Source organism: Aminobacter niigataensis, assembly GCF_014200015.1.
GTDB classification, from domain to species: domain Bacteria; phylum Pseudomonadota; class Alphaproteobacteria; order Rhizobiales; family Rhizobiaceae; genus Aminobacter; species Aminobacter niigataensis.
Map to the genome: position 1 here is coordinate 42,345 of NZ_JACHOT010000002.1, position 18,463 is coordinate 60,807.

At 65.2% G+C, this 18,463-nt stretch carries 15 protein-coding genes; 8 read left to right on the forward strand and 7 right to left on the reverse strand.

What is annotated here, in order from left to right:
• The first annotated feature begins 48 nt into the window (after window positions 1-48).
• Window positions 49-279, forward strand: a complete 231-nt coding sequence (locus GGQ99_RS09950; protein ID WP_183262435.1) for a hypothetical protein — start codon at window positions 49-51, stop codon at window positions 277-279.
• A 137-nt stretch (window positions 280-416) separates the two neighbouring features.
• On the opposite strand, the gene GGQ99_RS09955 is transcribed toward GGQ99_RS09950, so the two are convergent.
• Window positions 417-1,328, reverse strand: a complete 912-nt coding sequence (locus GGQ99_RS09955; protein WP_108606893.1) for a LysR family transcriptional regulator — start codon at window positions 1,326-1,328, stop codon at window positions 417-419.
• A gap of 178 nt (window positions 1,329-1,506) precedes the next feature.
• On the opposite strand from GGQ99_RS09955, the gene GGQ99_RS09960 reads away from it, so the two are divergent.
• From GGQ99_RS09960 to GGQ99_RS09975, 4 genes are all read left to right on the forward strand, one after another.
• Window positions 1,507-2,607 (forward strand): Bug family tripartite tricarboxylate transporter substrate binding protein, encoded by a 1,101-nt coding sequence (locus GGQ99_RS09960; protein ID WP_183262436.1) that lies wholly within the window; start codon window positions 1,507-1,509, stop codon window positions 2,605-2,607.
• Between the two features lie 141 nt (window positions 2,608-2,748).
• Complete coding sequence (locus GGQ99_RS09965) at window positions 2,749-4,773, forward strand: tripartite tricarboxylate transporter permease (protein WP_343061707.1); 2,025 nt, start codon at window positions 2,749-2,751, stop codon at window positions 4,771-4,773.
• 49 nt (window positions 4,774-4,822) lie between these two features.
• Complete coding sequence (locus tag GGQ99_RS09970) at window positions 4,823-5,971, forward strand: 4-oxalomesaconate tautomerase (RefSeq protein WP_425486801.1); 1,149 nt, start codon at window positions 4,823-4,825, stop codon at window positions 5,969-5,971.
• Window positions 5,972-6,022: 51 nt separating this feature from the next.
• Complete coding sequence (locus tag GGQ99_RS09975; protein WP_183262438.1) at window positions 6,023-7,081, forward strand: isocitrate/isopropylmalate dehydrogenase family protein; 1,059 nt, start codon at window positions 6,023-6,025, stop codon at window positions 7,079-7,081.
• Between the two features lie 77 nt (window positions 7,082-7,158).
• Here the strand turns inward: GGQ99_RS09975 and rraA are convergent, their stop codons facing one another.
• The 4 genes from rraA to GGQ99_RS09995 all read right to left on the reverse strand — a co-directional run bounded on the left by rraA (window position 7,159) and on the right by GGQ99_RS09995 (window position 10,999).
• Window positions 7,159-7,653, reverse strand: a complete 495-nt coding sequence (rraA, locus tag GGQ99_RS09980) for a ribonuclease E activity regulator RraA (RefSeq protein ID WP_343061708.1) — start codon at window positions 7,651-7,653, stop codon at window positions 7,159-7,161.
• On the reverse strand, window positions 7,637-8,626 hold the full coding sequence (locus GGQ99_RS09985) for a D-2-hydroxyacid dehydrogenase family protein (protein ID WP_183262439.1): 990 nt from the start codon (window positions 8,624-8,626) through the stop codon (window positions 7,637-7,639). Before GGQ99_RS09985 ends, rraA begins: the two co-directional genes overlap by 17 nt.
• A gap of 68 nt (window positions 8,627-8,694) precedes the next feature.
• The gene (locus GGQ99_RS09990) at window positions 8,695-9,588 is read right to left on the reverse strand and encodes a LysR substrate-binding domain-containing protein (protein ID WP_183262440.1); all 894 of its coding nucleotides are present in this window, start codon (window positions 9,586-9,588) and stop codon (window positions 8,695-8,697) included.
• Between the two features lie 310 nt (window positions 9,589-9,898).
• Window positions 9,899-10,999: an AbrB family transcriptional regulator gene (locus GGQ99_RS09995; RefSeq protein ID WP_183262441.1), complete on the reverse strand. Its 1,101-nt coding sequence runs from the start codon at window positions 10,997-10,999 to the stop codon at window positions 9,899-9,901.
• A 118-nt stretch (window positions 11,000-11,117) separates the two neighbouring features.
• Here GGQ99_RS09995 and GGQ99_RS10000 point away from each other — a divergent pair, with 118 nt between their 5' ends.
• The gene (locus GGQ99_RS10000; protein ID WP_183262442.1) at window positions 11,118-11,777 is read left to right on the forward strand and encodes a GntR family transcriptional regulator; all 660 of its coding nucleotides are present in this window, start codon (window positions 11,118-11,120) and stop codon (window positions 11,775-11,777) included.
• Between the two features lie 51 nt (window positions 11,778-11,828).
• Here the strand turns inward: GGQ99_RS10000 and GGQ99_RS10005 are convergent, their stop codons facing one another.
• On the reverse strand, window positions 11,829-12,566 hold the full coding sequence (locus tag GGQ99_RS10005; RefSeq protein WP_199914579.1) for a TSUP family transporter: 738 nt from the start codon (window positions 12,564-12,566) through the stop codon (window positions 11,829-11,831).
• Between the two features lie 123 nt (window positions 12,567-12,689).
• A complete protein-coding gene (gene acnA / locus GGQ99_RS10010) occupies window positions 12,690-15,380 on the reverse strand; it encodes an aconitate hydratase AcnA (protein WP_183262443.1) in 2,691 nt (896 codons plus the stop codon).
• A gap of 404 nt (window positions 15,381-15,784) precedes the next feature.
• On the opposite strand from acnA, the gene tcuA reads away from it, so the two are divergent.
• A complete protein-coding gene (gene tcuA / locus GGQ99_RS10015) occupies window positions 15,785-17,206 on the forward strand; it encodes an FAD-dependent tricarballylate dehydrogenase TcuA (RefSeq protein WP_183262444.1) in 1,422 nt (473 codons plus the stop codon).
• A complete protein-coding gene (tcuB, locus tag GGQ99_RS10020; protein ID WP_183262445.1) occupies window positions 17,203-18,336 on the forward strand; it encodes a tricarballylate utilization 4Fe-4S protein TcuB in 1,134 nt (377 codons plus the stop codon). The genes tcuA and tcuB overlap by 4 nt, the downstream gene beginning before the upstream one ends.
• Window positions 18,337-18,463 lie beyond the last annotated feature (127 nt).

Consider the following 18,463-nt stretch of genomic DNA (forward strand, 5'->3'; position numbering starts at 1 on the left):
GATTAAGAAACGGTTGGGCGGCAACGTTGTGGCCAGGAGATGCCGGGCATGATCTCGCAAGATGAGCGCAAGTCGATGTTGCGGGCCCATTCGATCGGCCCGACAATGATCCGTTATCTCGAAGAGATCGGCATCGGGCGGCTGGCCGATCTTCGCGGCGCCGATGCCGCCGAGATCGCGCTCCGCATCGACATTGCGCTCGGCCGCAAGCACATCAACAGCCTGGGCGTGGCGGCCCTTCGAAATCTGATCGAGCTTGCCAAGCGCGAGACGGGGTGAGCAGGTGCGCTTGCGCGACGGCGTAGGCGTCCCTCGCAGCCAGGCTCTCTTCCACGGTTTAGGGATAACGTCGCGCACGACGATACAAACACTTGGCTCGTGCCGCCGATCACGCGACCGTGCCTCCGGAGTTCGGATCAATCCGCCTGTTGACCGCCCTGCCATGCCCCCATGATCATGCGACGGAAGTGTTCGGCAGCGGGTGAAAGCGTGGCAGCGCGCCGGCGGACGATGCCGATCGTCCGGGAAATCAGCGGATTGCCCAGCGGCCTCGTGATGATGATGGGATGATCGGGTCCGGGTGTCGCCGTGCGCGGAAGCACGGAAATCCCGAGGCCTGCCTCCACCAGGCCGAGCGAGGTCGACAGGTGCGTCACCTCGTAGGACCACCGCAGTTCGATGTTCGACCGCGCAAGCGTCGCGTCGAGCATGGTGCGGTTGCCGCTGGAGCGGTGCACGGTGATCAGCGGGTACGGCGCCAGATCCATCCAGCCGACCTCCTGCCGCATCGCCAGGGGATGATCGCGCCGCGCCGCCAGCACGAACGGATCTTCGGCGATGCGATCGAAGATGAGCTCCGGGTCTGAGGTGCCGATGAAGTTGATCCCGAATTCCACTTCGCCGCGCGAGACGGCCTGCAGCCCCTCCGTCGCCGTCAGGTCGAGGATGCGGAAGCGGATGTCGGGATATTCCTGGTTGAACTGCTTGATCACCGTCGGCAGGAAATAGAAGGCGGCAGTCGGCAGGCAGGCGATCGTCACCAGCTCGCTTCGCCGCACGCCCCGACCGCGGGCCGCAAAGAGGGAGCTGTCGAACTCCTCCAGCATGCGCTGCACCAGCGGCACAAGTTCGAGGCCGAGCGCGGTGGGCGAAACATGCCGGGTGGTGCGCTCCAGAAGCGGCGCACCTATCGATGCCTCCAGCTTCTGGATGCGGCGGCTGAGCGCCGGCTGCGACAGGTTCAGGGCATCGGCCGCCCGGTGAAAGCTTTCAAGCTCGACGACGCCGAGAAAAGCCCTGAGATCGAGGATTTCACAATTGATGCTCATGACGCATCACTGCTCCAAAATTTTGCACTTAACTTAATAATCCAGTTGGCGCATATGCCTCAAGGGTGAAACGACGAAGATCATGCCCGCCGATGGCGATCATGGGACTTGGCGTTTCCAATCGTTATGTGTACGTTTGTATACATTTGAACGCATAGCTATTTTGGGGAGGAAAAACATGGCTGATTTTACGCGTCGTCAACTGCTTGCCGCCGGCTCCGCCGCAGCGGTACTTGGACTAGGCGGAGTGCGCCCGGCATTTTCGCAGGCCTCGGTCGATTTCGCCGGCAAGACCGTCGAATGGTGGATGCCCTTCTCCGAGGGCGGCGGTTCGGACGTCTGGGCGCGATTCTTCGCCCCCTATCTCTCGAAATATCTTCCGGGCAACCCGAACGTCGTGGTCCGGAACGTGCCCGGCGGCGGGTCGATCACCGGGTCGAACGAATTCGTCGCCCGCGCGCGGCCCGATGGGCTTGCGATCCTTGGCACGTCGGGATCGACGCAGTTTCCGTTCCTGCTCGGCGATCCACGCGTGCGCTACGATTACGCCAAGCTCATTCCCGTACTCGTCTCGCCGACGGGCGGCGTCTGCTACCTGCCCGCCAAGTTCGGCGTCAAGACGCCGGCCGAACTGAACAAGATCAAGGACCAGGACCTGGTCTACGGCAGCCAGGGCGCGACCTCGCTCGACCTCGTGCCGATGCTTGCCTTCCGCCTGCTCGGCCTCAAGGTCCGCCATGTGTTCGGCATGCAGGGGCGCGGCGACGGCCGCCTTGCCTTCGAACGCGGCGAAGCGACGATCGACTACCAGACCTCCTCCGCCTACCTGACCAACGTCACCCCGCTCGTCGAGGCCGGCACGGCCGCTCCGATGTTCTCCTGGGGCGTCCTCGACGCCCAGGGCAACGTCGCCCGCGATCCGACATTCCCCGACCTTCCCCACTTCGTCGAAGCCTACGAGATGATGCATGGCAAGAAACCGTCCGGCATCGAATATGACGCCTACCTCGCCTTCTTCGGCTCCGGCTTCGCGGCCCAGAAGCCCTGCATGCTGCCGGAAGGCACGTCGGACGACATCGTTGCGACCTATCGCAAGGCCTTTGCCGACGCCGTGGCCGATCCGGAACTACAGAAGGCCAAGGGCGACGTTCTCGGCGACTACACGCAGGCCGTCGGCAGCGACATCGAGCAGCTCTACAAGGTCGCCACGACGATCAAGCCCGAAGCGCGTGACTGGGTGCGCAACTTCCTGAACACGGAATACCAGGTCAAGCTCTGATCGACAGAGTGCCCGCCGCCGACAGGCGGCGGGCAAGCCTGCACGACGCCTGTCGGCGCTCGAACATCCACCTGCCGACATTGACCAGGCTGGCGCGAAGGCGCCGCCCAGCAACTGTTGCCCATCGAAAGGACAGCCACAGTGATCGATGTGTTCGTCACTTCGCTCCAGAACCTGCTGACCCTCCACCACCTCAGCTACATGATGATCGGCGTTGCGATCGGCCTCGTCGTCGGCATCCTGCCGGCGCTCGGCGGCATTGCCGGCATGTCGCTGCTGCTGCCATTCGTCTACGGCATGGAGCCGACCGCAGCGATTGCGATGATGGTCGGCCTGCTGGCGGTCATTCCCACCTCCGACACCTTCTCCTGCATCCTCATGGGCATTCCGGGGTCGTCCGCCTCGCAGGCGACAGTGCTCGACGGCTTCCCCCTCGCCCGCAAGGGCGAAGCAGCACGCGCGCTGAGTGCGTCTTTCTCGGCGTCCATGATCGGCGGCCTTTTCGGCGCGCTGTGCCTGACCGCCATCGTCATCGTGGCGCGTCCGCTCATCCTGAGCTTCACCTCGGCCGAACTGTTCATGCTGGCCATTTTCGGCCTGTCCATGGTGGGCGTGCTGTCGGGCAGCAGCCTCGCCAAGGGCGTGGCCGCCTGTGCGCTGGGCCTCGCCTTCGGGGCGATCGGCACCGCTCCGGCAAATGGCGGCGAACGCATGACCTTCGATTCGCTGTACCTGATGAGCGGCCTCGAGATCACCATCATCGGCCTCGGCATCTTCGCGCTGCCGGAAGTGCTCGACCTGCTGCGCGGCCAGACAAGCATCTCGAGCACCGGCAAGCTCGGCCAAGGCTGGCTGACCGGCGTGCGCGACACCTGGCGGGAAAAGTGGCTGACGCTGCGCTGCGCGACGATCGGGGCCTGTGTCGGCCTGATGCCGGGCCTTGGCGGCAGCGTTTCGGACTGGATCTCCTACGGCCACACCGTCCAAAGCGCCAAGGACAAGTCGCAATTCGGCAAGGGTGACATCCGTGGCGTCATCGGCCCGGAAGCGGCCAACAATTCCTGCGCCGGCGGCAACCTGATCCCGACCCTGCTGTTCGGCATCCCCGGCTCCGGCTCGATGGCGATCTTTCTCGCCGCGATGATCCTGATCGGGCTGCAACCAGGGCCCGGCATGGCCGATCCGAAGCGCGACCTCGACCTCACCTATACCGTGGTCTGGACGCTGGCGCTCGCCAACGTCGTCGGCACCGCGGCCTGCATCGCCCTGTCGCCGAGCATCGCGCGCCTCACGACGATCCGCTTCGTGCTGTTCGCGCCCTTCATGATCCTCATCATCGTCTTCGGCGCATTCCAGTCGACCCGCTCCTTCGAGGACATCCTGGCCCTGCTGGTCATAGCGCTGACGGGCATCTTCCTGAAGCGCTTCGGCTGGCCCCGACCGGCCTTCCTCATCGGCTTCGTGCTTGCCGGCCAGGTCGAGACCTATTTCTACCAGGCGGTCCAGTTCTACGGCTATGGCTTCCCGCTTCGGCCCATCGCCGTCGCCATCGCACTGATTACGATTGCCTCGCTCTGGTTCACCAGCCGGTCGCGCCAGGCCCCGAAGGAGGAAACCGTCCCCGGCGGCATCACGACCGACATCGACTTCGAGCGCGAGGAAGACGAAACGGCCGCCGCCAAGAACCTGTGGCCGCAGGTGATCTTCACCGCTGTCACCTTCGGCTTCTTCATCTTCACGATCGCCGAAGGCGCACAGAACTCGTTCCTCGACGCGGTGTTCCCGGTCTCGGTGGGAATTGTCGGCCTCCTCACTGCCGCCTTCGTGCTGTTCTGGCAGGTCAGGGGCGCGACGGGACGTGGGCCGGCAGGCACCGTCAATTTCGATCTCGATGACGGCGCGAGCAGCGGCAGCCTGTGGCGGTTCGTCGGCTGGCTGGTCGGCTTCGTCATCGCGATTGGCCTTCTCGGCTTCACCCTCGCACTCGTCGGCTTCTTCCTGACGTTCCTGAAGGTCGTCGCCAAATCAAGCTGGCTGCAGGCGAGCGTCCTGACCGCTGCAGCCGTCGGCCTGGTGCTGGTGCTGACGTCGATCCTCAACATGAACCTGCCGGGCGGCCTGCTGCAGCACTACTTCTACAGCCAGCTGGTCTGGCCCCTGCGCTGAACTTCCGCCCCGGCGGCAACGCCGGGGCTTTTGCATGCCGATTTTCAGAGTGTGCAATTGCATCCAATTGTCGACATTACCGAACGAGGTCACCTTGCCCGCACAACACGCCATTCCCTGTATCCTCATGCGCGGAGGAACATCGAAGGGACCCTATTTCAAGATGCAGGATATCCCGCAGGACCCAGATGTCCGCGCGCGGGTGCTGCTGGCCGCCATGGGCTCGCCCGACATCCGCCAGATCGACGGCATCGGCGGCGCCGATACGCTGACCAGCAAGGTCGCGATGGTCGGCCCGTCCGACCGGGAAGGCGTCGATGTCGACTATCTCTTCGCACAGGTTTCGGTAGACAAGGCAATCGTCGACACCTCGCCCTCCTGCGGCAACATGCTGTCCGGCGTCGGCCCCTTCGCCATCGAGATGGGCATGGTGCCGGTCAACGGCGAAAAGACCAGCGTCGTCATCTACGACATCAACACCCAGAGCCGCATCGAGGCGATCGTCGAGACGCCGGACGGTGTCGTCAACTACGAGGGCAAAGGGCGGATCGACGGGGTCCCGGGCACGGCGGCCGAGATCCGGCTCAATTTCATGGACATCGTCGGCTCGAAGACGGGCACCCTGTTGCCGACGGGCAAGCCGGTGGAGGTGATCGACGGGGTCAAGGCCACGCTCATCGACGTCGCGGTGCCGATGATGATCGTCCGCGCCGCCGACCTCGGCAAGACGGGCTATGAGTCAGCCACGGAACTCGATGCCGACAAGGATTTCTTCGCGCGCATGGAAGCGATGCGCATGGAAGCGGGCCGGCGCATGGGCCTCGGCGACGTGACCGGCAAGGTGGTGCCGAAGATGGCCATGCTGGCGGCGCCGCGCGAGGGCGGAAGCGTCGCCGCCCGCTACTTCGTTCCGCACAAGACCCACGCGGCCTTCGCCGTCACCGGCGGGCTGTGCGTCTCCTCCTGCGTGCTGGTTCCCGGCACGGTGGCAGCCGGCATCGCCAACCGGCCCGAAGGCGACGACTGCACGGTGATCATCGAGCATCCGACCGGCGTCATCGACGTCGCCATGACGACGAGGCCCGACGGCAACTCCGTCGAGATCATCAGCGGCGGCGTCGTGCGCACCGCGCGCAAGCTGATGGAAGGCACCGTCTTCGTGCCCGCCGCCACGCTGGCATCGACGCCGGCGGCCTGAGCCGCTGGCCGCCCAAACAACGGCATACCCGCTTCTGGAGTCCGTAACATCATGAAACTGCTTGTCCTTCCCGGCGATGGCATCGGCCCTGAAATCGTCGGCGCGACCGTGGCGGTGCTGGATGCGGTCGACCGCCGCTTTTCGCTCGGCTTCAGCTACACGACACGGGACATCGGCCTCGCATCACTGCAAAAGATCGGCACGACGCTGCCGCCAGACCTGCTCAAGCAGGCGCGCCGAATGGACGGAACCCTGCTCGGCCCGATTTCCACTCTGGACTATCCGCCCCGCGACAAGGGCGGTATCAACGTCTCGGCTGCCTTCCGCACCCAGCTCGACCTCTTTGCCAACATCCGCCCCGCACGCACCCGCGAGGGCGTCTTCCATCGCGGCACGGCGATGGACCTCGTCATCATGCGGGAGGCGACGGAGGGCATGTATCCCGACCGCAACATGTATGCCGGCAACGGCGAATACATGCCAACGGAAGACATGGCGATCTCGATGCGCAAGGTGACGGCAACGGCAAGCGAGCGCATCGCAAGGGCTTCCTTCGAACTGGCGCGGAGGCGCCGCAAGAAGGTCACGGCGGTGCACAAGGCGAATGCCTTCGTCCTGACCGACGGACTGTTCCTGAAGGAGGTGCGCAAGGTCGCAGCCGACTATCCCGACGTGCAGTTGGAGGAGGTCCTGATCGACGCGATGGCCGCACTGCTGGTTCGCGACGCAAGTCGCTACGACGTGATCTGCACGACCAACTTCTACGGCGACACCCTGTCCGACCTGGCTTCCGAACTCTCCGGCAGCCTGGGCCTGGCAGGCTCCCTGAATGCCGGAACGGACAATGCCGCCGCCCAGGCCCAGCACGGCTCAGCGCCCGACATCGCCGGCCAGGACAAGGCCAATCCGACCTCCATGATCCTGTCGGCGGCGATGCTTTTGCACTGGCACGGCGAGCGTTCGGGCGACCCGCGCCACGTCGAGGCCGCGACCTTGATCGAGCGCACCGTCGACCGGGTCATCTCCAACGCTGCGACCCGTACCGGCGACCTCGGCGGGCCACTCGGCACGAAGGCGTTCACCGACACCCTCATCGCCGCTTTGGGCTGAACTGGAGACGAAGACGGCGCGTGGGCCTTGCCCTCGCGCCGTCGCGATCGATGGGTCACCATGTGGCCCTAGCCCAGTCAGCCCGCCTGATGCACGGCCTTGTCGGCCACCAGAACGCCGTCCGCGTCGGCATAAAGATATTGCCCCGTACGGAACTCGACGTTGCCGAAAGCAAGCGGCACGTCGCGTGCACCGTGGCCCGTCTTGCCGCTCTTCTTCGGCGCCTGGCCGAGCGCCATAACGCAGAAGTCCATGGCATCGATATCGGCGCTGTCGCGGATCGCGCCGTGGATCAGCAGCCCGCGCCAGCCATTCGCCAGGCCGAGGGCCGCGATCTGGTCGCCGACCAGGGCACAGCGCAGCGATCCGCCTCCGTCGACGACGAGAACCCTGCCCGTGCCGTCGCTTTCGAGCGTTGCCCGCAGCAGCCGATTGTCCTCGAAGGTCTTCAGCGTGACGACTTCGCCATGAAATCCCTTGCGCCTGCCGTATGTTTTCCATTGCATTTCGCAGAAGCGCACCTCGGCGTCGTTGCTATCGACCAGGTCCGCCGTCTTAACGATGTCCGTCACGATCTTCCTCCCTCTTCGGCTCGGCCAGCAGCCGTATGGGCGCGCCGGCGCGCCAGGCCTTAATATTCTCGACCGCATCACGATAGAAGGCCCCATAGGCACCCTCGGTCACATAGCCGAGATGCGGCGTCAGCACGGTATTGGGCGCCGTGCGCAACGGATGGCCGGCCGGAAGGGGCTCGATGTCGAAGACGTCGAGTCCGGCCTTGATCCGCCCCTGCCGAAGCGCCTGCACCAGGGCCGCCTCGTCCACCAGCGGCCCGCGTGCGGTGTTGATCAACCACGCGCCCTGTTTCATCTGTCCGAGTTCGCCGGCCCCGACGACACGCCGGCTTCGCTCGCTGAGGACGAGGTGCAGCGACACCACATCGGCCTCGCGAAACAGCGTCTCCTTGTCGACGCGGCGTGCGCCGGTCTCGGCGGCGCGTTCGTCCGTCAGGTTCGGGCTCCAGGCGATCACCTCCATCCCGAACGCCTTGGCGATCGGCACCATGCGTCCGCCCAGCTTGCCGAGCCCGACGAGCCCCAGCGTCCTGCCGCCGATGATCGTGCCGACCGTTTGCTGCCATCCCCCCGCCCGGATGCGGGCGTCCTCCTCGGGGATCGAACGGGCGAGCGCCAGGATCAGCCCCCATGCGATCTCCGGCGTTGCATGGGCGGATTCGCCCGCATGGGTGTGACAGACGGTGATGCCGTGATCGACCGCCGCCTCCATGTCGATGGTGCGCACGCGAGCGCCGGTGACAACCACCAGCTCCAGGGCCGTCAGCCTGCCGAGCAGCGAGGCCGGCAGCGGCATGCGCTCCCGCATGAGGCAGAGCACGTCGAAACCGGCGAGAGCGCGGGCGGCTTCGTCCTCTGTTGCGAGGTTCCGGCCAAAACGGACGATCTCGCAATCATCGCCGAGCGAGGCCCAGTCGGCAAGCGAGAGTGCCACATCCTGATAATCATCGAGGATCGCGATACGGAGCATGCGTTCAGACCTTTCCAAGCGCGTCTGGATCAAGGGAAATGCCCGCCCGCCCGGCATCGCGAGCCCGCCTACCCCAGAGGGATGTAACTCTTGCGCGCGAGCGTCAGGAATTCGCGGATTGGCCTCGAAAGCGGGCTCGACTTGCGGCGCACGGCGAGCAACTTGCGGATCGCCCAGTCGTCCGAAAGGCGAACACTGATGACATCGGTTCCGGCAAGCAGATGCAGGCTCGTCGAGCGAAGGAAGCCGATGCCGAAACCGGCTTCCACCATCCGCACCAGCGACGGGAAGGTTTCGACCCGCACCCGCTCGCCGAGCGCCCGGCCGCTGCGGGCGGCAGCAGCGCTCAGCAGCCGATCCAGCGCGCCGCTGTGGTGGATTCCCACCACCTCGTGTTGCGCGACATCGTCGAAGGCAATCGGCTTTCCCGATCGCAAGCGCTCCGCCAAAAGATGGTCCGGCGCGCAAAGCACGATCACATTGTCGTCCTCGAATATCTCGGTCTCGAAGCGGGCGACATCGTTGTTGTCGGCCACGAAAGCGATATCGGCCTGTCCGTCGTCCATCGCCGCAAGCGCAAGACCGGCCGACATCTCCTGGATATCGAGGCTGATGCCCGGATTGGTTTCCGCAAAGGTCGCCAGCAGTTCGGGAAGCCTGCCCGACAGGGCCGAACTGGTGCAGGCGAGCCGCAGCGATCCGCGGGTGCCGGTGGCAAAATCGACCATCTGGGTATGGAGATCGGCGATCTCCCTCAGGATCTCCCGGCACCCGGAAACGTAGAGCTCTCCCGCCGGGGTCAGGCGCACCCCCTGCAGGGAGCGGTCGAAGAGCGCGACCCCGAGCCGGGCCTCGACTTCGCTGATCCGCCGGCTGACAGCCGAAGCGGCGATGTTTTCATGCTCTGCCGCCCGCCCGATGGACCCGTATCGGGAAACCGCGACGACGAGGCGCGCGGTCACTGGATCGAACGGTGGCATGTCGCCCCTCCGTCAGTGCCGGCACGGCCGTGTGGTCGGCCAGAGCAAAGTCGCGTCTGATCCGCCCGAGCAGCCGGTCGTCGAAACGGTGCAGCCGATAGTCGGCGCAGCGCCGGACGAATGCCAGATACCGCTCGATAGCCACTATAGAATTGGTGAGGATGACCAGTGCCACGGCACGCTCCACCGACTGGAGATTGTTCTGTGTCCATGGTCTATCGGCTCCTGTTGCTGCCGTGTAGCGACGGTTGGCGAGGGCGGCATCTCGGTTGGGCAACACCCGCCATCTTCTTCAGCCCTTACCCGTCGCTCCTGCCAGCCGCAACCAGGCCGGCAGGATCAAGGGAGTGGCGACAACGATGATCACCACGCGGCTGAGATGGTGCAGGCTCACGAAGGCGGGGTCCGCATTGAACGAGATGGCAATCAGGCTCATCTCCGGCAGGCCTCCGGGCACAAGCGCGAGCAGGCCGATGGCGAAGGGGATATCGAGAAACCGGTCGAAACCGATGGCGAAGATCACCGCCATGGCCAGGCTGAAGCAGGTGAGCACCGTCCCGAGGATGACGCCGGTGACCAGCACCCGCCGCTCGACGCCGATAAAATGCTGCCCGATCGTTGCCCCGATCACCACCTGAGCGACCGCGATCACCAGACCGGGCACTCCCGCACCCGTCAGGCCCGTGACGTGGGCCAGGGCGCTCAGCATCAGCGGGCCGGTCAGATTTGCGGCCGGCAGGCGGAGACGGCGGCCGAGCAGGACACCAACGACGGCGCAGAAGACCAGCACGGCCGCGTCTGCGAGCGGCAAGGCCATGGTCCAGTCGACCGTGCGGTCGACAGTGCCCCCGCCGATCGCCGCAAGCGCCCCCGACAGGCTGAGCGACAGCGGCACGGTGGTGATCAGCAGCACCAGGCGCGTCGCGTGAACCATGCTCACGCTGCGCACGTCGGCCTTGAAGGACGAGGCCATCACGATCAGTTCGCTCAGGCCGCCCGGCATGCCGCTCAGGGCCGCCGTGGTCGGGTCGAGCCTGCCCAGGCGGCGGCAGATGAAAATACCGAAAGCGGCGGTGATGATGGTGTAGACGGCGACGGCGGCGAGACTTGCCGACCACTCGCCTGCCTGGCGCAGGACCTCGGGCTTGAAGGCGCTTCCGACCATGAGCCCGATGACGGCGATCATGGCCGCCCGGGGCTTCGGCGAGGCGTTCACGCGCACACCCGCAATGGCAAGCACCGTCGTGACCGCCATGGCGCCGAGCATCCAGCCGAGGGGCAGGCCGAGCAAATAGCCCAACGCGCCGCCGGCCGTGCCGAAGGCAAGCGTGCGCAGCGTATGGAACAGAGGGATGGCCTCACCTCCCCCTCGCATTGTCCAGCTGTCATACATCGGCAGGCGCCAAATCACGTCGCTCTATTCTGCATCCAATTGTATGCAATACAGCAAGACCGTGGACAATGGCCAGTTCCTTCTATAGCCGGAATGTCCACACTGGAGAGAGCATGCGATGACCGCATCGAAGGATCTGCTGTCCAAGACCCGCGGCCAGAGCACCTATCAGGCCATTCTGGCGGCCATCCGGGACGGCATATACCGGCCGGGCGACCCGCTGCGCGAGGAAGAGGTGGCGGCACGCCTGAGCGTCAGCCGGACGCCCGTCCGCGAGGCCCTCGGCCGGCTGCAGGAGAAAGGCCTTCTCGAGGCGGCACCGGGTCGCGGCGTCGCCGTGTCGATCCTGTCAATGCGGCAGATTTTCGAACTCTACGCCATGCGCGAAGAGCTCGAGGGCATTGTCGCCCGCTATGCCGCGCGACACGCAACCGAAGCCGAGATCGCCAATCTCGAACGCCTCAACGCCCAATTCGCCGCCGCGGCCGACGATCCGAAGCTCGCCGCGCAATGGAACCGTCAGTTCCACGCCCGGCTCTACGATGCTGCCCGCAACCGCTACCTTCGCCAGGCCGTCGAAGACCTGCAGGAAACGATCGCGCTTCTGCCTGACACGACCTTCATCCAGGAAGGCCGCACGGCTACCGCGACCCAAGAGCATGTCTCCATCATGGAGGCAATTCGCCAACGCGACGCGGAAGGCGCGGAGAAGGCCGCCGTCGACCACATCAAGGCCGCGCTCGAAGTCCGCCTGATCATCACCAAGACCGATAGCTGAAACCGCTCGGCCGCCTGCCTCAGGCCAGACAGGGGCCCCGGCCGAGAACGCTCAGGCGAGTTGCATCAGTCCCGAGACGAAATAGACGGCGCCGATCCCGGTCACGATCCAGCGTGTCCAGGCGCGGAAATTCGCATCCGTCATGCGCTGCAGGATGATGTTTCCGGACCGTGTGCCGAGGACCGCGATGGGCACCGCCGCGACGACCGCGAGCCAGCCCTCCGACGAGAGCGTCAGCGCGGCGTCCCAATAGAATGCCACCTTCGTCGCATGGGTCAGGAACTGGATGGCAGCCTTGGTGGCGATGATCGTCCGCCTGTCCATTGCGGTACGGATGAAGAAGATGTCGATGCTCGGTCCCGAAACCCCGACGCTGATCGCCAGGCCGCCGGATATGAAGCCGCAGGCGTAGGCATGCAGCGGCTTCGACGCATCGAGTTCCAGCTTCTTGACCGGCACCCATACGAGAACCGGCATCAGGCCGATGACGATGGAGACGACGACGAGGCTCGGGCGGTAGGCGACGACGTACAGCAGGAGAGCGGCGCTGAGCAGCCCGGCGCTCAGGATGGCCAGGATGCGCAGGTCCAGGTAGTCGCGCGAGAACCAGGCCCGCGATCCGTTCGAGACCATCTGCACCATGCCGTGGACCGCGATCGCGGTCGCCACCGGCACGAGGAAGAACAGGACCCAGAGCAGGATCATCCCGCCGGCCATTCCGAAGATGCCCGACAGCAGCGATGTCAGGAACACGGTGATCGTCATGCAGGCGAAGAGAACAGCGGTCACGGATCGGTCCGGGATTGTCCGGGCGGAGGCGCCGGCGCGGGGTCGTTCGGCGGCAGGATCTGCCGCCGTCTTTTGGCATGGGCGCCGGATTGATCGCCGGCGCCCACTTCGAGTTGTCCGCGCCTACGCTGCGAGGTCACGCAGGACGTATTGCAGGATGCCGCCGTTCTTGAAGTAGTCGAGTTCGTCGAGCGTATCGATGCGGCACAGGATCGGCACGTCCTTGGTCGAACCGTCGGCGAAGGTGACCTTGGCGACCATCTTCTGGCGCGGCTTGATCGTCTCCAGGCCCTCGATCGTCACCTGCTCGTCGCCCTTGAGGCCGAGCGTCTTCCAGCTCGTGCCGTCCTCGAAGGTGAACGGGATCACGCCCATGCCGACCAGGTTGGAGCGGTGGATGCGCTCGAACGACTGGGCGATGACCGCGCGCACGCCGAGCAGGTTGGTGCCCTTGGCCGCCCAGTCGCGCGACGAGCCGTTGCCGTATTCGACGCCGGCGAAGATCACCAGCGGCACGCCCTCGGCGCGGTACTGCATCGCCGCATCGTAGATCGGCATCTCTTCCTTGGACGGGTAGTGGAAGGTGTAGCCGCCCTCGCGGCCGTTCTCGCCGAGCATGTGGTTGCGGATGCGGATGTTGGCGAAGGTGCCGCGCATCATCACCTCATGGTTGCCACGGCGCGTGCCGTACTGGTTGAAGTCGGCGACGCCGACGCCATTGTCGGTCAGGTACTTGCCAGCGGGCGAGGCCGCCTTGATCGAACCGGCCGGCGAGATGTGGTCGGTGGTGATCTTGTCGCCGAACAGGCCGAGCACGCGTGCGCCCTCGATCTTGCCGATCGCACCCGGGCGCGCGCCCATGCCGACGAAGTAGGGCGGGTTCTGCACATAGGTCGACTGGTCGTCCCAGGCATAGGTCTGGCCTTCCGGCGCCTGCACGTTCTGCCAGTTCTCGTCGCCCTTGAAGACGTCGGCATATTTGCGCGCAAACAGCTCGCGGGTGACGTTTTCGGCGATGAACTGGTCGATCTCGACATTGGTCGGCCAGATATCCCTCAGGAACACCGGCTTGCCGTCGCGGTCCTCGCCGAGCGGCTCTGTGGTCAGGTCCTTGGTCACCGAACCGGCAAGCGCATAGGCGACCACCAGCGGCGGCGAGGCCAGGTAGTTGGCCTGCACGTCGGGCGAGACGCGGCCTTCGAAGTTGCGGTTGCCCGAAAGCACCGCCGCACCGATCAGGCCCTTGTCGTTGATGGTCTTGGAGATCGGGGCCGGCAGCGGTCCGGAGTTGCCGATGCAGGTCGTGCAGCCGAAGCCGACGAGGTTGAAGCCGATCTGGTCGAGCTCCTTCTGCAGGCCGGCCTTCTCGAGATATTCGGCCACCACCTGCGAACCCGGCGCCAGCGAGGTCTTGACCCACGGCTTCTGCTTGAGGCCGAGGCGGTTGGCGTTGCGGGCCAGCAGGCCGGCACCGATCAGCACGCTCGGGTTCGAGGTGTTGGTGCACGACGTGATCGCCGCGATCACCACGTCGCCATGGCCGAGGTCGAAGTTTTCGCCCTCGACGGCATAGCGCTTCGACTGGTCGACGGTCTTCTTGTATTCGGCTTCGAGCGCGGTCGCAAAGCCCGCGGCGATGCCTTCGAGCGGGATGCGGCCTTCGGGACGCTTCGGGCCGGCCATCGACGGCACGACGGTTTCGAGGTCGAGTTCGAGCAGGTCGGTGAAGACGGGATCGGCCGACGAGGCGTCGCGCCACATGCCTTGCGCCTTGGAATATTCCTCGACCAGTGCGATGCGGTTTTCGGCGCGGCCCGACATGTTGAGGTAGCGGATGGTCTCGGCATCGACCGGGAAGAAGCCGCAGGTCGCGCCATATTCGGGCGCCATGTTGCCGATGGTGGCGCGGTCGGCCAGCGTCATGTTGGACAGGCCCGGGCCGAAGAACTCGACGAACTTGCCGACGACGCCCTTCTTGCGCAGCATCTGGGTGACGGTCAGCACCAGGTCGGTGGCGGTGACGCCTTCCTTCAGCTTGCCGGTCAGGCGGAAGCCGATGACCTCGGGCAGCAGCATCGAGACCGGCTGGCCGAGCATCGCCGCTTCCGCCTCGATGCCGCCGACCCCCCAGCCCAGCACGCCAAGGCCGTTGACCATGGTGGTGTGCGAATCGGTGCCGACGCAGGTGTCGGGATAAGCGGTGGTTTCGCCGTCCTCGGTGTTGGTCCACACCGTCTGTGCCAGGTATTCGAGGTTGACCTGGTGGCAGATGCCGGTGCCGGGCGGCACGACGCGGAAGTTGCGGAACGCCTGCTGGCCCCACTTCAGGAACTTGTAGCGCTCTTCGTTGCGCTCGTATTCGAGCTCGACGTTGCGGGCGAACGCCAGCGGCGTGCCGAATTCGTCGACGATCACCGAGTGGTCGATGACGAGATCGACCGGCACCAGCGGGTTGATCTTCTGCGGATCGCCGCCGAGCGAGGCGAGGCCGTCACGCATGGCGGCCAGGTCGACGACGGCGGGGACGCCGGTGAAGTCCTGCATCAAAACGCGCGCCGGGCGGTAGGCGATCTCGACACCGGCGGTGCCCTTGTCGGTCAGCCAGCCGGCAACCGCCTGGATCGCCTCCTTGGTGACGGTGCGGCCGTCTTCGTTGCGCAACAGGTTTTCCAGCAGCACCTTCATCGAATAGGGCAGCTGCGAGATGCCGGTCAGGCCGTTCTTCTCAGCCTCGATCAGGCTGTAATAGACATAGTCGGTGCCAGCAGCAGTCAGCGTGCGGCGGCAATTGAAACTGTCGAGTGATTTGGACACGTGCGATCCATCCTTGTCTGTTCAGCCTACACGGGAACGGACTCCGATGGCATGCAATCACGCGCAAAGGTGCGGGTACGGCCATTTCCGCTGTCCGGCCCCAAGCAACCCGAGCCGTTCAAGGCGGCGCGTGCGCTGGTTCGGCGCATATTCGCTTTCCATGCCGACCGCTGGCATGGTCGAACTGGCATATAGCGGATTCCCGAAATCCCGCCACAAGAATGCATCCATTTGCATACTGCCATTAGGCGATTGGGGGCTTCTCCAAAGGCGAAGCCTTGTTTTCATTTCATTTTCATCGATCGAAAGGCAGTCACCCAGCCGTGGCCAACTTGACTGTATACAAATGTGTGCAATAAGGCACTGGAGGTCAAATCAACGGCAGAGGCGGATCGGTTCCAGGGATGATTGGCGCATCGACAGAATACGACGTGCTCGTCGCCGGCGGCGGCAATGCCGCCCTGTGCGCGGCAATCAGCGCCAGGCGCGCGGGCGCCAGCGTGCTCGTCGTGGAAGCAGCCCCGCGCTTCTATCGGGGCGGCAATACCCGCCACACCCGCAACATGCGCTGCGCGCACGACGCAGCAACGGAAACGCTCTCCGGCCCCTATTTCGAGGACGAGTTCTTCGACGACCTGCTGCGCGTGACCGGCGGCAACACGGACGAGGATCTGGCGCGCATGATGATCGCCGAATCCAAGCGGATGCTGACCTGGATCGCCGAGCAAGGCGTGCGTTTCCAACCCTCTCTCGGCGGCACACTCAGCCTGGGTCGCACCAACTCCTTCTTCCTCGGCGGCGGGCGGGCCATGCTCAACGCCCTCTACCGGACCGCCGAAAGCCTCGGAGTCGAGGTCGTCTATGACGCGGAGGTCGTGGGCCTCGACATTGAAGGCCCGCAATTCCGCTCGGCTCGGGTCCGGCACGCCGGCAGGGAAACCGCCGTCCGGGCAAGGACCTTCGTCGCGGCCAGCGGCGGCTTCGAGGCGAACATCGAATGGCTGAAGGAGGGCTGGGGCGAGATCGCCGATAACTTCCTGATCCGCGGCACGCCCTACAATCGCGGCACGGTGCTGAAGATGCTGATCAACAGCGGCGTCAGGCACATCGGCGACCCGACTCAATGCCATGCCGTTGCGATCGACGCGCGCGCGCCGAAGTTCGACGGCGGCATCATCACGCGTCTCGACTGCGTGGTCTTCGGCATCGTCGTCAACAAGCATGCCGAGCGGTTCTACGACGAGGGCGAGGACGTCTGGCCGAAGCGCTACGCCATCTGGGGCCGTCTTGTCGCCGCCCAGCCCGACCAGATCGCCTATATCGTCTTCGACGCCTCGTCGCTCGAGCTCTTCATGCCGTCCCTCTTTCCGCCGGTGCAGGCGTCGACGCTGGGCGAGCTTGCCGGCAAGCTCGGGATCGAGGCCACAGCGCTCGAACGCACGGTCGCCGCCTTCAACGACGCGGTTCGGCCCGGCCACTTCGACCACACGAGCCTCGACGACTGCCGCACCGAAGGCATCGAGCCCCAAAAGAGCCATTGGGCGCGGCGCATCGAGCAGGCGCCCTTTTATGCCTATCCGGTCCGGCCGGGCATCACCTTCACCTATCTCGGCGTCAAGGTGGACCGCCGGGCGCGCATGGTGATGGAAGACGGACGGCCTGCCGACAACATGTTCGCCGCCGGCGAGATCATGGCCGGCAACGTGCTCGGCCAGGGCTATGCCGCAGGGATCGGCATGACCATCGGCAGCGTCTTCGGACGCATCGCCGGCCGCGAAGCCGCTGCACTCGTTTCGTCCACCTGCCCGTCGTCGGAGGCCGCATGAACATCCACGCTCCGTTTGAGCCGGCGCATGCGACGGCAAGCCTCGCCGAGGCGGATCGCCTGATGACGGTCTGCAACTCCTGCCGCTATTGCGAAGGGCTCTGCGCCGTCTTTCCGGCAATGGAGATGCGGCGCGCCTTCTCGGACGGCGATCTCAACTACCTTGCCAATCTCTGCCACAGTTGCGGCGCCTGTTTTCACGACTGCCAGTTCTCGCCGCCGCATGAGTTCGACGTGAACGTGCCTAAGACGCTGGCGATCGTGCGCAACGACTCCTACCGTGCCTATGTCTGGCCGCGCGCCTTTTCAGGCCTTTTCCATCGCAACGGGCTGGCGATCAGCCTCATCGCCGCAGTGAGCGTCGCCGTCTTCGTCGCCGGCTTTGCTGCCTGGCACGATCCGTCCGTGCTGTTCGACGCGCATACCGGCCCGGGCGCCTTCTACAAGCTGATGCCGCACGATGTCATGGCCCTGCTTTTCGGTGCGGCCTTTGCCTACGCCATCGTCGCCCTCGCCATGGGCGTCCGCAATTTCTGGAAGGACATCGGCGAACCCTTGGCAACGCTCGGTGAACCTGCCTCGCTGTGGCAGGCGATCAAGGATGCCTGCAGCCTGCGCCATCTCGACGGCGGCGGCGTCGGCTGCATGAACGAGGACGAGGCCCCGACCGACCGCCGGCGCCTCTATCATCACATGACGTTCTACGGTTTCATGCTCTGCTTCGCCGCCACGTCCACGGCGACGCTCTACCACTACGTGCTCGGCATGGAAGCGCCCTACCCGGTCTACGATCTCCCTGTCGTGCTCGGCACGATCGGCGGCATCGGCCTCCTCGTCGGACCTGCCGGCCTTCTTCACGCGAAATGGCGGCGCGACCCCGTCCTCAAGGACGGCTCGCGCACCGGCATGGACGTTGCCTTCCTCGCCATGCTGTTCCTGACCAGCCTGACGGGGCTGCTGCTGCTCGTCCTGCGGGCCACGCCTGCCATGGGCCTGCTGCTCGCCCTCCACCTTGGCGTCGTCTTCAGCCTCTTCGTCACCATGCCCTACGGCAAGTTCGTCCACGGCATCTACCGGTTCCTGGCCCTGGTTCGCTACGCCAGGGAAAAGCGGCAGATCGGCGGCGCCTGACCGAGAATCTGGTGAAGAGCACTCTCAGAATATCGAGCCTGAATGGATCAAAATGCGGTGCGATGAAAAGCATTTGTATCCGGCATCTCTAATAAATGTTGATACCCATAGCCGGCGCTGTTGTGGC

What these genes read in the sequence shown, in the direction of transcription:
- GGQ99_RS09950 (WP_183262435.1), top strand. Translation starts at nt 49, where the DNA reads ATGATCTCGCAAGATGAGCGCAAGTCGATGTTGCGGGCCCATTCGATC.
- GGQ99_RS09955 (WP_108606893.1), bottom strand. Translation starts at nt 1,328, where the DNA reads ATGAGCATCAATTGTGAAATCCTCGATCTCAGGGCTTTTCTCGGCGTC.
- GGQ99_RS09960 (WP_183262436.1), top strand. Translation starts at nt 1,507, where the DNA reads ATGGCTGATTTTACGCGTCGTCAACTGCTTGCCGCCGGCTCCGCCGCA.
- GGQ99_RS09975 (WP_183262438.1), top strand. Translation starts at nt 6,023, where the DNA reads ATGAAACTGCTTGTCCTTCCCGGCGATGGCATCGGCCCTGAAATCGTC.
- GGQ99_RS09985 (WP_183262439.1), bottom strand. Translation starts at nt 8,626, where the DNA reads ATGCTCCGTATCGCGATCCTCGATGATTATCAGGATGTGGCACTCTCG.
- GGQ99_RS09995 (WP_183262441.1), bottom strand. Translation starts at nt 10,999, where the DNA reads ATGTATGACAGCTGGACAATGCGAGGGGGAGGTGAGGCCATCCCTCTG.
- GGQ99_RS10000 (WP_183262442.1), top strand. Translation starts at nt 11,118, where the DNA reads ATGACCGCATCGAAGGATCTGCTGTCCAAGACCCGCGGCCAGAGCACC.
- tcuA (WP_183262444.1), top strand. Translation starts at nt 15,785, where the DNA reads ATGATTGGCGCATCGACAGAATACGACGTGCTCGTCGCCGGCGGCGGC.
- tcuB (WP_183262445.1), top strand. Translation starts at nt 17,203, where the DNA reads ATGAACATCCACGCTCCGTTTGAGCCGGCGCATGCGACGGCAAGCCTC.